At 66.1% G+C, this 12,854-nt stretch carries 13 protein-coding genes and 1 pseudogene; 5 read left to right on the plus strand and 9 right to left on the minus strand.

Going from position 1 to position 12,854, the window contains the following annotated elements; all coding sequences use genetic code 11:
• The 3 genes and pseudogenes from DU475_RS20270 to DU475_RS20280 form a co-directional block, all read left to right on the plus strand.
• Positions 1 to 244, plus strand: a pseudogene (locus DU475_RS20270) (ubiquinone anaerobic biosynthesis accessory factor UbiT); the annotation flags it as partial.
• Positions 245 to 247: 3 nt separating this feature from the next.
• Positions 248 to 1,225 (plus strand): ubiquinone anaerobic biosynthesis protein UbiU, encoded by a 978-nt coding sequence (ubiU, locus tag DU475_RS20275; protein WP_047307660.1) that lies wholly within the window; start codon positions 248 to 250, stop codon positions 1,223 to 1,225.
• Positions 1,226 to 1,294: 69 nt separating this feature from the next.
• Complete coding sequence (locus tag DU475_RS20280) at positions 1,295 to 2,215, plus strand: U32 family peptidase (RefSeq protein WP_164633143.1); 921 nt, start codon at positions 1,295 to 1,297, stop codon at positions 2,213 to 2,215.
• A 364-nt stretch (positions 2,216 to 2,579) separates the two neighbouring features.
• Here the strand turns inward: DU475_RS20280 and DU475_RS20285 are convergent, their stop codons facing one another.
• From DU475_RS20285 to tkt, 9 genes are all read right to left on the minus strand, one after another.
• A complete protein-coding gene (locus DU475_RS20285; protein ID WP_047307662.1) occupies positions 2,580 to 3,368 on the minus strand; it encodes an inositol monophosphatase family protein in 789 nt (262 codons plus the stop codon).
• Positions 3,369 to 3,471: 103 nt separating this feature from the next.
• Positions 3,472 to 4,566 carry a tetratricopeptide repeat protein gene (locus DU475_RS20290; protein WP_164633144.1) on the minus strand — a complete coding sequence of 365 codons (1,095 nt, stop codon included), beginning with the start codon at positions 4,564 to 4,566 and terminating at the stop codon, positions 3,472 to 3,474.
• A 16-nt stretch (positions 4,567 to 4,582) separates the two neighbouring features.
• Positions 4,583 to 5,242 (minus strand): thiamine phosphate synthase, encoded by a 660-nt coding sequence (locus DU475_RS20295; RefSeq protein ID WP_164633145.1) that lies wholly within the window; start codon positions 5,240 to 5,242, stop codon positions 4,583 to 4,585.
• Positions 5,243 to 5,248: 6 nt separating this feature from the next.
• Entirely contained in the window at positions 5,249 to 6,283 is a 1,035-nt protein-coding gene (locus tag DU475_RS20300; protein ID WP_164633146.1) for a class I fructose-bisphosphate aldolase, read from the minus strand.
• A gap of 54 nt (positions 6,284 to 6,337) precedes the next feature.
• The gene (locus DU475_RS20305) at positions 6,338 to 6,661 is read right to left on the minus strand and encodes a type II toxin-antitoxin system PemK/MazF family toxin (RefSeq protein WP_164633147.1); all 324 of its coding nucleotides are present in this window, start codon (positions 6,659 to 6,661) and stop codon (positions 6,338 to 6,340) included.
• Positions 6,658 to 6,936, minus strand: a complete 279-nt coding sequence (locus DU475_RS20310; protein WP_164633148.1) for an antitoxin MazE family protein — start codon at positions 6,934 to 6,936, stop codon at positions 6,658 to 6,660. The genes DU475_RS20305 and DU475_RS20310 overlap by 4 nt, the downstream gene beginning before the upstream one ends.
• A gap of 95 nt (positions 6,937 to 7,031) precedes the next feature.
• The gene (locus tag DU475_RS20315; protein ID WP_164633149.1) at positions 7,032 to 8,228 is read right to left on the minus strand and encodes a phosphoglycerate kinase; all 1,197 of its coding nucleotides are present in this window, start codon (positions 8,226 to 8,228) and stop codon (positions 7,032 to 7,034) included.
• Positions 8,229 to 8,400: 172 nt separating this feature from the next.
• The gene (gap, locus tag DU475_RS20320) at positions 8,401 to 9,408 is read right to left on the minus strand and encodes a type I glyceraldehyde-3-phosphate dehydrogenase (protein ID WP_013500888.1); all 1,008 of its coding nucleotides are present in this window, start codon (positions 9,406 to 9,408) and stop codon (positions 8,401 to 8,403) included.
• A 214-nt stretch (positions 9,409 to 9,622) separates the two neighbouring features.
• Positions 9,623 to 11,608: a transketolase gene (tkt, locus tag DU475_RS20325; RefSeq protein ID WP_142881889.1), complete on the minus strand. Its 1,986-nt coding sequence runs from the start codon at positions 11,606 to 11,608 to the stop codon at positions 9,623 to 9,625.
• 324 nt (positions 11,609 to 11,932) lie between these two features.
• On the opposite strand from tkt, the gene DU475_RS20330 reads away from it, so the two are divergent.
• Entirely contained in the window at positions 11,933 to 12,277 is a 345-nt protein-coding gene (locus DU475_RS20330; RefSeq protein ID WP_013500890.1) for a DUF4164 domain-containing protein, read from the plus strand.
• The gene (locus DU475_RS20335; RefSeq protein WP_013500891.1) at positions 12,274 to 12,684 is read left to right on the plus strand and encodes a cell division protein ZapA; all 411 of its coding nucleotides are present in this window, start codon (positions 12,274 to 12,276) and stop codon (positions 12,682 to 12,684) included. The genes DU475_RS20330 and DU475_RS20335 overlap by 4 nt, the downstream gene beginning before the upstream one ends.
• Positions 12,685 to 12,854: the final 170 nt, after the last annotated feature.

Below are 12,854 nucleotides of genomic sequence, written 5' to 3' on the forward strand. Positions count from 1 at the left end.
CGGTATGACCGACGGCTCCTATGACGGCGACGCGCTGTTCTTCTCGCGCGACATCGAAATCGACGGCGACATGGAAGCGGTGGTCGCGCTGCGCAATGCGATCGACGATTCCCGCGTCGACTTCCTGAAAGAGTCGGTGGCGTGGTTCGGCCCGCTGGCGGCGCCGATCGAACGGATCTTGCGCAGCCTGGTCGGCGCGCAACCCGGCTATCGCGAAGAGCTGGGTGTCGGAGGCGGAGGTTAGAGCATGGAACTGATCTGTCCCGCTGGTACGCCGGCGGCGCTGCACGATGCCGTCGCCGCAGGTGCCGATGCGATCTATTGCGGCTTCAACGACGAAACCAACGCGCGCAACTTCCCCGGGCTGAATTTCAGCCGCGAGGAGATGCGGGAGTCGATCGCACACGCGCATCGCTACGGCACCAAGGTGCTGGTCGCGATCAACACCTTCGCGCGCGCCGGCAATGTCGAGCTGTGGCAGCGCGCGGTCGACGATGCGGTCGAAGCGGAGGCCGATGCGGTGATCCTCGCCGACGTCGGCGTGATGGATTATTGCGCCAAGACCCATCCGGAGCAGCGGTTGCACGTCTCGGTGCAGGCGGCGGCCGCCAATCCGGATTCGATTCGGTTCTATGTCGACAGCTTCAACGCGCAGCGCGTGGTGCTGCCGCGCGTGCTCAGCGTGCAGGAAATCGCCGCAATCACCAAAGAGGTGAAGGTCGAGACCGAGGTCTTCATTTTCGGCGGCCTGTGCGTGATGGAAGAGGGGCGCTGCTCGCTGTCGTCCTACGCCACCGGCAAGTCGCCGAACATGGACGGTGTCTGCTCCCCGGCCGCCTCGATCCAGTATCGCGAAGAGAACGGGTCGCTGGTGTCGCGGCTCGGCGAGTTCACCATCAACAAATTCGCCAAGGGCGAGGCTGCGGCTTATCCGACGCTGTGCAAGGGCCGCTACCAGACCGACGAAGGCTGCGGCTATCTGTTCGAAGACCCGGCCAGTCTCGATGCCACCACGATGCTGCCGGACCTCCGCGCCGCCGGCGTCGCGGCGTTGAAGATCGAAGGCCGCCAGCGCGGCCGAGCCTATATCGAGCGGGTGGTGAAGACCTTCAAGGACGTGCTCGCTGCGCTCGACGACGGACGGCCGTTGCCGGTCGACGCGCTGCGCGGCCTCACCGAAGGCCAGTCCACCACCACCGGCGCCTACAAAAAGACCTGGCGCTGACAGCGTGGCGCCGACACCCGTCGGCGCCGAGTGATTTTTTCGCGAACCACCCACAGCGAGGCTACTCCCATGCAACTCACGCTTGGACCGGTGCTGTTCAACTGGAAGCCGGAAGAGTGGCGCGACTTCTATTTCCGCATCGCCGACGAAGCGCCGGTCGACACCGTCGTGGTCGGCGAGGTGGTGTGTTCGAAGCGTCAGCCGTTCCTCGAGGAGCACATCCCGGCGGTGGTCGAACGCCTTGCCGGCGCCGGCAAGAAAGTGCTGATGGGCTCGCTGGTGCTGATGTCGCTGCCGCGCGAGCGCAAGGCGATGGCCGAGCTCGCCGCCGACGACGGCTTCATGATGGAGGTCAACGACCTCTCTTGCCTCGGCATGCTCGGCGGCAAATCCCACGCCATCGGTCCGTTCGTGAACATCTACAACGAGTCGACCGCTGCGTATTTCGCCTCGCGTGGCGCCAGCCGGATCTGCCTGCCGCCGGAGCTGCCGCTGTCGGCGATCCGCAGCATCGCCAAGTCGCTGCCCAATGTGTCGTTCGAGGTGTTCTCGTTCGGCCGAGTGCCGCTGGCGATCTCGGCGCGCTGCTATCACGCCCGGCTCAACAAGCTCGCCAAGGACAACTGCAAATTCGTCTGCGAGCAGGACCCCGACGGTCTCGCCGTGACGACGCTCGATGACGAGCCGTTCCTGGCGATGAACGGCGTGCAGACGCTGTCCTACACCTGCGCCAGCCTGCTCGGAGATATCGACAAACTGAAGGACGCCGGCGTCTCCTCGATGCGGCTGTCGCCGCAGCAGTGCGACATGGTGGCGGTCGCCAAGCTGTATCGCGACGTGATCGACGGCAAGATCGCAGTGGCCGAAGGCGCGCAGAAGCTCGACCAGCTCTACCCGCTGAAGAAGTCCAACGGCTTCCTGTTCTCCAAGCCGGGTGCGGCGTTCGTCACCGACAGCGGTGACGTCCGGCGGATCGTGCCGGCGGCGTAAGCACGCGGACTAGTTGAGGTTCGGCGCCTCGCGGCACAAATAACCGTCACCCTCCGCGCAAGCGGAGGGTCCAGTACGGCGGTGCGCTGATCCGTGAAGCAAAGCTCTGGAATACTGGATCGCCCGCCTGCGCGGGCGATGACGACCCTTGGTGTGGCAATGCGGAGCACCGCGCTTCCACGTCATGCTTGGACTTGACCCGCCTGCGGGGCCGCAGCCCCTTCGGCGCGGCGAAGGCCCGCGCATCCATCGTGTGCGTCAGCGCGCTCAACAGCATCATGTGAAGAAGATGGATCGCCGGGTCGAGCCCGGCGATATCGACCGTTCAGGGGTAGCCGTTTGCGATCAGCGTCTGCTCAGCGCTTCAGGTCAGCGGCTTCAGGATCCGCGCGAGTTCGGCGTGGATGGTCTCGTTGCCGCACACAATGTCGCCGGTCTTGAGCACGTCGCCGCCGTTGATGTCGCCGACGGTGCCGCCGGCCTCGCGGATCATCACGATGCCGGCCGCGATGTCCCAGGGCGACAGGTTGCGCTCCCAGAAGCCGTCGAACCGGCCGGCCGCGACTGCGGCGAGATCGAGTGAGGCGGTGCCCATGCGGCGCAGGCCCGCGACCTTCGGCTGCAGCGCCGCCATCTCGCGCTGGTTCTGCGCGAAGTCGCCGCGGCCGATATGCGGCAGGCCGCAGCCGATCACACAGTCGTGGAGTTCGCGGCGATTGGCGACGCGCAGCCGCGTATCGTTGAGGAACGCGCCCTTGCCGCGCTCGGCGATGTACAGCTCCTCATTGGCCGGATTGTAGATCAGGCCTGCGATCATCGTCCCCTCGCGCTCGAGACCGATCGAAATCGCAAAGTGCGGGATGCCGTGCAGGAAGTTGGTGGTGCCGTCGAGCGGGTCGACGATCCAGCGATGGCTCTTGTCGGCGCCTTCGCGCGTGCCGCCTTCTTCGCCGAGGAAGCCGTAGCCCGGCCGCGCCTTCGTCAGATCCTCGTACAGCATCTCCTCGGCCCGCTTGTCGGCGCGTGACACGAAGTTCGCCGGGCCCTTCAGCGAGACCTGGAGATTCTCGATCTCGCCGAAGTCGCGCTTGAGGCTGCGGCCGGCGCGGCGCGCGGCCTTGACCATGACGTTGATGAGGGCGGAATGGATCATGGTCTGGTCTCGTGACGACCTGAAAACGGTCTGGTCGGAAGGGGATGTGTGGAGTTTGCGGCCGCAAGGGGTGCCCTTTGCGGCGGGCGGCGTCAACCCCGGATCATTTGCTGCCGCCGATCCAGGTGCGCGCCGCTTCTTCGGCCTTGGCGCGGTCCTCGGCCGACATCTGCGCCAGTGTCTGGTCGAGCAAGAGATCGCCCTTACCGGCGGTCTTGGCGACCAGATGCCATTTCATCGCCTCGTTGATGTCGCGCGGCGCGCCCTGTCCGGTGACCAGAACGTGGGCGAGACGGTTCTGAGCGATCGGGTTGTTGGCGCGTGCGGCCTTGCGCAGCAGCGCCACCGCGGCCGGTTCGTTCTTCGGAGTGCCGGTGCCGTTGTACAGCGCGATGGCATATTCGACCTGGGCCGGGACGTTGCCGGCGAGCGCGGCGGCCTGCAGCAGCCGCACCGACTGTTCGATGTTCTTAGCCACCCCGGTACCTTCCTTATAGAAGGTCGCGAGCGCGTACTGGGCTTCCGGATTGCCGGCGTCGGCAGACATCCTGAGCAACTCGGCGGCGCGCTTGACGTCCTGCGGGAAGGTCTGGCCGTCGAGATACAGCAGCGCCAGATTGTAGGCAGCCTTCGGCTCGCCGAGCTTGGCGGCCTGCGCCAGCCATTTGGCGGCTTCTTCGCGGTTCGGCGGACCGCCGCGGCCGCCCATGCGGGCCATCGCCAGCGCAAACATCCCCTCGCGATCGCCGAGATCGGCGGCGCGCGCGTACCATTCGACGGCTTTCTTGTAGTCGCGCTTGACCCCGAGGGCGTTGGCGTAAAGCTCGCCCAGCATGGTCATGGCCTTGGCGTCGTTGTCGGCGGCACGCTTCTGCGCCAGCTCGAACGCGGTCTTGTAGAAGCCGCGCTGATAGGCGCCGTACACCAGATCGACGTTGGGATCTTCGGCCGCGGTCGCGCCGCCACCCTCAGGAGTGGCCTTGGCGTCGGGTTTGTCGGCCGGCTTCTTGGCCTTGTCCTTCGCCTCGGTGGCGGGTGCCTTGGCCGGCGCCGGCGGCCTGGGCTTCGGCTTTTCCGGCTCCAGCGGCTTTGGGAACGGGTTGGGCCCGGACGGCGGCGACAGCGAGACTTGCGCCGCTGCGCCGGTGGCAAGCAGCAACGAAGCCGCAACAATCGCGAACGCGCGCAGCGCCTTCATCATCGAATCCAATGTGTCATTGCCGGGGGGCGGCGGCGAAGCCTTGGCGCAGCGCTTCGCCGGCGTCCGCCAGCGCGGCCGTGGGATCGTCGGCGCTCCAGATGAAGTCGCCCACCAGCACGAAATCGGCACCCGCTGTGGCGAATTGATGGACGTCGTCGCGGCTGGTCGCATAGCCGACGCAAGGCGGCTCGAACAATTCTGCCCACCAGTCCAGGCGCTCGGCAATCGCCTCGGCCGAAGGCCGGGTTCCGTCGGCGCCGGGCTCGCCGAACAGCACGTAGTCGGCTCCGGCTTCGCCGGCGATCATCGAATCATGGCGGGTTTCCAGTCCGCCGACCCCGGCGATGCGGGACGGCTGCAATTGCGGTAGCCATTCCTGCATCGCCTGGAGGCCGGACAGATGCGCCCCATCGGCGCCGCCGCGCGCCACCAGATCGGCGTGGCCCTCGACCAGCAGCGCCGCGCCGCCTGCCTGCACCACCAGCGCCACCGCCTTGATCCGCGACGTCAGGGTCCGCGGATCGGACGGCTCCAGCCGCAGCAGCACTGCCGCGACATCGGCCGCGGCGAGCAGCTTCGGCAGGGCCGCGACTAGGTGGGCGGGATCGGCGATCACCGGCGTCGCCAGATACAGGCGCGGCGCCGGACGCGATGGGGCAGGCTTGGCGTTCATTGCGGCTCAGGCGGCCTTCTTGGTTTCGAGCTCGGCGCTCCACTCGCCCTTGGCGGCGAGCGAGTTCATCCGGGCCCGGTGCGTGAATGCGGCCTGACCGGCCGCGACGTTGTCGGCCTTGCCCGACCACGCCTTCTGCGGCGCGGCCTGCAGGGCACGGCCGTACGAGAAGGTGAGGCCCCAGGGCAGGCCGCCGATCTTGTTCATGGCATCGAGATGCGCCGTCGCTTCTTCGTCCGACTGGCCGCCGGACAGGAAGGCGATGCCCGGAACCGCCGACGGCACGCAGGCCTTCAGCAGCTTCACGGTCTTCTCGGCGACTTCCTGCACCGACGCCTTCTTAGCCGATTTCTTGCCGGGCACCGCCATGTTCGGCTTCAGGATCATGCCTTCGAGGGCGACGCGCTGGAAGTAGAGTTGCTGGAAGGTTTCCTTCAGCACCCATTCGGTGACGTTGTAGCAGGTGTCGATGTCGTGGGCGCCGTCCATCAGCACCTCGGGCTCGACGATCGGCACGATCTGCGCCTGCTGGCACAGCGCCGCGTAGCGCGCCAGCGCGTGGGCGTTGGTCATGATCGCGGTGTGGGTCGGCACGCCGCGGGCGGTGTCGATATCGATCACCGCGCGCCATTTCGCGAAGCGGGCGCCCTGCTTGTAGTATTTGGCGAGCCGCTCGGCGAGCTTGTCGAGGCCGACCGTGATGGTCTCGCCCGGGCAGTTCGGCAGCGGCTGGGTGCCCTCGTCGACCTTGATGCCGGGAATGCTGCCGGCCTGCTCGATCAGCTTCACCAGCGGGGTGCCGTCGGCGGCGTTCTGCCAGATCGTCTCGTCGTACAGGATCACGCCGGAGACGTAGTCGCTCATCGCTTCCTTGGAGCGGAACAGCATCTCGCGATAGTCGCGGCGGTTGGTCTCGGTCGACTCCACCCCGATCACGTCGAACCGCTTCTTGATCGTCCCCGACGACTCGTCGGCGGCGAGAATGCCCTTGCCGGGCGCGACCATGGCGCGAGCGATCTGGTTCAAGTCAGCGAGGTTCATCGCGTCTCTCCTTTGGCTGTTCTTGTTGGTTCGGGAAGCCGTTCGGACAGCGTCTTAGACAATGCCGAGGAAGATGGCGAGGGCACGATTGACCGCGGCCATGTCGTCGTTGGAGAGGGAACCGATCACCGGGCCAGTCTTTTCGCGCGCGACCGTCGCGGCCTTGTCGACCATCACCATGGATCGCTCACGCAGGCCGTTTATCGAGGATGGTTCGATGATGACGCGGCATGGCTCGCTGTCGGTTAGATGGCTCGTGAGCGGGAGCACGGTGACCGAATTGAGGTGAGCATATCTATTCGACTGGACGATCAAAGCCGGCCGGGGCTTGCCGTAATCGCCACGCAGCGAAACGGTGATAAGATCTCCATAAGTCATTGCCAGTCGCTGAAGTCGCCGAGTTCCAGCATCCCTTCAAGCACACGAAGGCTCTCTTCGTCGGCATTGATGACTTCGACCGCGCGGGCGATCTGTTCTTGAAATTCGGGCGTGTCGACGTCCGGAACCCAGAGGGTGACCGGCTTCAGGCCCATGGCCCTCATCTTTTCGCGGTGACGGCGAACGCGTTCGGCACCCGTGCTGCGGGGCTCGGATGCTCCACCGGCAGCGGCAGGGCGCTTGCTCTTGGCAGGCTTATCGACCTTCTTGTCCATGCGAAGCCTCCCTCCGGAGCGTTACATGTAACGCAAGATAGGCTCCGGTGGAGGCGGTCGCAAGCCGGCGCCGCGCGGGGCGCCGGCGGTAGGGATCACTTGACCCGCAGCACTTCCACGCCCGGCAGCGGCTTGCCTTCCATCCACTCCAGGAAGGCGCCGCCGGCGGTCGAGATGTAGGTGAAGTCGTCGGCAACGCCGGCGTGGTTGAGCGCCGCGACGGTGTCGCCGCCGCCGGCGACCGACACCAGTTTGCCGGCCTTGGTCCGCTTGGCGGCATGCTTGGCGGCTTCGACCGTGCCCTTGTCGAACGGCGTCAGTTCGAACGCGCCGACCGGCCCGTTCCACACCAGGGTGGCGGCGTCGTCGATCGCGGCGTGGATGCGCTCGATCGAGCGCGGGCCGACGTCGAGGATCATGCTGTCCGGCGGGATTGCGTCGAGCCCATAGGCGAACGACGGCGCGTTGGCCTCGAAGTGATACGCCACGGTGGCGTCCACGGGGAGGATGATGGCGCAGTTGGCGGCCTCGGCCTTGTTCATGATCCGCAGCGCGGTTTCCGCCAGATCCTTTTCGCAAAGCGACTTGCCGACCTTGACGCCCTGGGCGTGCAGGAAGGTGTTGGCCATGCCGCCGCCGATCACCAGCGCCTGCACCTTGGTGACCAGGTTTTCCAAGAGATCGATCTTGCTCGACACCTTGGCGCCGCCGACGATCGCGATCACCGGCTTTGCCGGCGCTTCCAGCGCCTTGTTCAGCGCGTCGAGCTCGGCCTGCATGGTGCGGCCCGCATAGGCCGGCAGCTTGTGGCCGAGGCCCTCGGTCGAGGCGTGGGCGCGATGCGCGGCCGAGAACGCGTCGTTGACCCAGATGTCGCCGAGTTCTGCGAGCTTTTCGACGAACGCCGGGTCGTTCTTCTCTTCCTCGGGATGAAAGCGGGTGTTCTCCAGGCAGAGGATATCGCCGTCCGCCATCGCGGCAATCGCCTTCGCCGCCGGCTCGCCGACGCAGTCCTCGGCGAAGCCTACCGGCTTCTTGATGACGTCGGCGAGCGCGGCAGCCACCGGCTTCAGCGAGTTCTTGTCGTCGCGGCCCTTCGGCCGGCCGAAATGCGCCAGCAGGATCACCTTGCCGCCCTTGCCGGCGATCTCGGTGATGGTCGGCGCGACACGCTCCAGCCGGGTGGTGTCGGTCACCTTGCCGGAATCCATCGGCACGTTGAGATCGACGCGCAGCAGCACGCGTTGGCCTTTGACGTCGACATCGTCGAGGGTACGGAATGATTTGGTCATGATGAACCCTGTGTGTGGGGCCCATCCTTCGAGACGCCTCGCTGCGCTCGGCTCCTCAGGATGAGGTTTCCAAAGCGGCGAGGAGACGAGCTCCTCGCGCCAGACAAAGTCCTCATGGTGAGACCGGGCGAAAGCCCGCGTCTCGAACCATGAGTTCACAAGTATCAGGTCGTCAGATCAGCTTGCTCATCGCCACGGCGGTGTCGGCCATGCGGTTGGAGAAGCCCCATTCGTTGTCGTACCACGACATCACCCGAACCAGCGTGCCGTTCTGCACCTTGGTCTGGTCCATGTGGAAGGTGGACGAGTGCGGATCGTGGTTGAAGTCGATCGAGACGTTCGGCGCGTCGGTGGTGCCGAGAATGCCCTTCAGCTCCTGCTCGGCGGCGCGCTTGATCGCCTCGTTGATCTCTTCCTTGGTGGTGGCCTTCTTGGCGATGATCTTGAGGTCGACCACCGAGACGTTCGGGGTCGGCACGCGGATCGCGACGCCGTCGAGCTTGCCCTTCAGCTCCGGCAGCACCAGGCCGATCGCCTTGGCGGCGCCGGTCGAGGTCGGGATCATCGACATCGCCGCAGCGCGGGCGCGGTAGAGATCCTTGTGCATGGTGTCCAGCGTCGGCTGGTCGCCGGTGTAGGCGTGGATCGTGGTCATGAAGCCGGTCTCGATGCCGACGGTGTCGTTCAGCACCTTGGCGACCGGGGCCAGGCAATTGGTGGTGCACGAGCCGTTCGACACCACCATGTGGTCCTTGGACAGGGTCGCGTGGTTGACGCCGTACACGATGGTCGCGTCGGCGCCGTCCGACGGGGCCGAGACGAGGACGCGCTTGGCACCGGCGGTCAGCAGCGCGGCAGCTTTGTCGCGCGCGGTGAAGATGCCGGTGCACTCCATCGCGATGTCGACGCCGATGTCCTTGTAGGGCAGCGCCGACGGGTCCTTGATCGCCGTCACCTTGATCTTGCCGCGGCCGATGTCGATGGTGTCGCCGTCGACCTTGACCTCGAACGGGAAGCGGCCGTGGACGGAGTCGAAGCGGAGCAGATGGGCGTTGGTTTCGACCGGGCCGAGATCGTTGATCGCGACGACTTCGATATCCTTACGACCGGACTCGTAGATCGCCCGCAGAACGTTGCGGCCGATACGGCCAAACCCATTGATCGCGACCCGGACTGCCATCCAATTTCTCCTCGTGCTAATGATACTCAATTGTTGCGACGGAGTGGTCCTCCGTACTTGTGCGGTGTCATGCCCAAAATGCCGAGCAGTTGCAATCCGCTCGTTTGTGATTCAGATCAAAGCCTTACCGTAGGCGGCGCACGCATCGGCGGTGGGGTGCGCCACGTCGGACGGTTTGCGCGATCCTTAGTCGCTGCTCGCGACAGGCGCGAAATTAGGCGCTGATCCGCTGCCTGGCGGCGTCGGCCACCGCTTCCGCGGTGATGCCGAAATGTTTGTAGAGTTCTTTCGCCGGGGCACTGGCGCCGAAACTCGACATCCCGACAAAGCCGCCGTCCGGGCCGATGACCGCGTCCCAGCCGAACCGCACCGCCGCTTCGACCGCAACCTTGACCGGCGCGTCGCCGATGATTCCGGCCCGAGTGGCTTCGTCCTGGGCCAGCAGCAGGTCGAGTGACGGCACCGAGACCACCCGGGCCGCGATGCCCTGCACCTCCAGAAGTTTCTGCGCCGCAACGGCGATTTCGACCTCGGAGCCGGTGGCGAAGATCGACACCTGCGGCTTGCCGGGCGCCCGGATCAGCTCATAGCCGCCGGTGGCGCAGAGGTTGGCCTCGGAGGTCGCGGTCCGGACCTGGGCAAGGTTCTGCCGCGACAGCGCCAGCACCGTCGGGCCGGAGGTGTTCTCCAGCGCGAGCTGCCAGCATTCGGCGGTCTCTACCGCATCGGCCGGGCGGAATACCCGCATGTTCGGCATCGCCCGCAACGACGCGAGGTGTTCGACCGGCTGATGGGTCGGGCCGTCCTCGCCGAGCCCGATCGAGTCGTGGGTCATGATGTAAACCACGGGCACATGCGACAGCGCCGAGATCCGCATCGACGGCCGTGCGTAGTCGGCAAAGCACATGAAGGTGCCGCCCGCCGGCGCAAAGCCGCCGTGCATCGCCAGGCCGTTCATCGCCGCCGCCATGCCCATCTCGCGGATGCCGTAGTGGATGTAGCGGCCCGAGAAATCGTCCGGCGTGACGTCCTTGGCCTGTTTGACGCGGGTGTTGTTGGAGGGCGTCAGGTCGGCGGAGCCGAGCAGCAGTTCCGGTACCACCGGGGTCAGCGCTTCCAGCGCCAGTTCGCTGGCCTTGCGGGTCGCGATGGTCTGCGGCTCGGTGACCAATCTGTCTTTCAGGGCGCGGATCGCATCCGCAATCGCCGCCGGCCGCTTGCGATCAATCACCCGGCGCCTGAAATCGTCGCGCTTGTCCGCCGGCAGCGCCTCGAGCCGGGCCAGCCAGTCGGCGCGGGCCGTGGCGCCCTGCTTGCCGACATTGCGCCAGGCACCGAGCACGTCGTCGGGGATCTCGAACGGGCCGTAATCCCAACCGAGCGCCTTCTTGGCGCCGGCCAGTTCCTCGGCGCCGAGCGGCTCGCCATGGGCCTTCGAAGTGCCGGCCTTGTGCGGCGCGCCGAAGCCGATCGTGGTCTTGCAGGCGATCATGGTCGGCCGGTCGGAGGTCTGCGCCTTGCGGATCGCATCGGCGATCGCCTTGTGGTCGTGGCCGTCGATCCGGAACGAATTCCAGCCGTGCGCCTGGAAGCGCGCAACCTGATCGACATTGTCGGTCAGCGACAGCGGACCGTCGATCGAGATGCCGTTGTCGTCGTACAGGAAGATGAGCTTGCTCAGCCTGAGATGCCCGGCCAGCGCGATCGCCTCGTGGCTGACGCCTTCCATCAGGTCGCCGTCCGAGCACAGCACATAGGTGTAGTGATCGACGATGTCGCCGAACTCCGCCTGCAATAGCCGCTCCGCCAGCGCTGTGCCGACCGAGGAGGCCACACCCTGGCCCAGCGGACCGGTCGTAGTCTCGACCGAGGAGGTGATGCAGTTCTCAGGGTGGCCCGGGGTCCTGGAGTCGAGTTGGCGGAAATTTTTGATCTGATCCAGCGTCATCTCCTCGTTGCCGGTCAGGTACAGCAACGCATAGAGCAGCATCGAGCCGTGGCCGGCGGAGAGGATGAAGCGATCTCGATCAGGCCAGTGCGGGTCGGCCGCATCGAACTTCAAGAACTGCGCCCACAGTACGGTCGCGACGTCGGCGGCGCCCATCGGCAGCCCGGGATGGCCGGATTTGGCCTTCTCCACCGCATCCATCGCCAGCGCCCGGATTGCGTTTGCCATACGGGAATGATCGAGCTGCGCCATGATGTCCGCCTGAGTATTGAAGTTGCCGGTGTTCCGGGAGAATCGGAACGTGCCCTGCCTCCATGGCAAGGCGATGAACAGAACAGATGGGGTCGAATGGCTCCGAAGCCAGTTCGGTATGGCACCCGATACCGCAAAAGCGAGCGCGGCGTCCCGGAACTGGCGCCAATGCGGGCGCTTTGCAGTGCATAGTTCAGCGGCAGCGTTGCGCTCGGCTTCCTCGCCACGTAAATTTCGCGCTCTAAAGGCTTGTTCAATCGTGGCTTTTGTTAGGGGTCGGCAAGGCCTCGGGTGTGGGAGATTGCGAGGGGGCGCGCAACGAGCATGACGGATCGTCCTGCCCACGGTTCCATCGCTACCGATCAGGCGCCGGCCGAGATCGTCGCCGCGGCGCGTCGCCTTGCCGCGGCGCTCGAAGCGCTGGAAAGCGCGGTGGAGCGCCGGGCCGAGGCCGACCGCGACGAGGACGAACTGGCGTCGCGGATCCAAGCGCTCGGCGCCGACCGCTCGCGGCTCGCGGACGAGCTGGACGGTGCGCTGGTTCGCAGTCGCAAGCTTGAGCGGGTCAACCGCGAAATCGCGCAGCGGCTGGATGTGGCCATCGTCACCATTCGCCAGGTGCTCGACACCCCGGCGGGAGACCCGCAACCGGCCGAGGAGGAGTCATGAGCTCGAGCGACTCCGCAGGCTCAGCCAACCACGTCAGCGTCACCATCAACGGCCGGCAATATCGGATGGCCTGCGAGCCGGGCCAGGAACCGCAACTGCTCGGGCTCGCTGAGAACCTCGAGACGCGGATTCAGAGCCTGCGCGGCCGGTTCGGCGAAATCGGCGATGCGCGGCTCACCGTGATGGCCGCATTGATGATGGCCGACGAACTGCTCGACGCTCATGGCCGCATCGCCGCCCTGCAGCAGGAAGTGGAAGCGCTGCGCAACGATCGTGCGGCTTCGCTGGATCGCACGGTGACCACCAACCGCGCCGTCGCCGCCGCGCTCAACAGCGCCGCCGAACGCATCGAACGCACCACCCAAGTGCTCAACCGCACCATCGGCGGCGGCATCGCGATCGGGTAGTTGATCCCACGTCATTCCGGGGCGCGCGTGAAACGCGCGAACCCGGAATCTCGCCGTGATGACATGCGGGCTGCGCAACAACTCCAGAGCAGTTCTTCTTTTCATCGAATCAGAGTTGATCCGCACCGCCTGCCACACGCACAACCTCATGGTGAGGAGGCGCGTAGCGC

This window comes from Rhodopseudomonas sp. WA056 (assembly GCF_010906995.1).
Classification (GTDB): Bacteria; Pseudomonadota; Alphaproteobacteria; order Rhizobiales; family Xanthobacteraceae; genus Rhodopseudomonas; species Rhodopseudomonas palustris_G.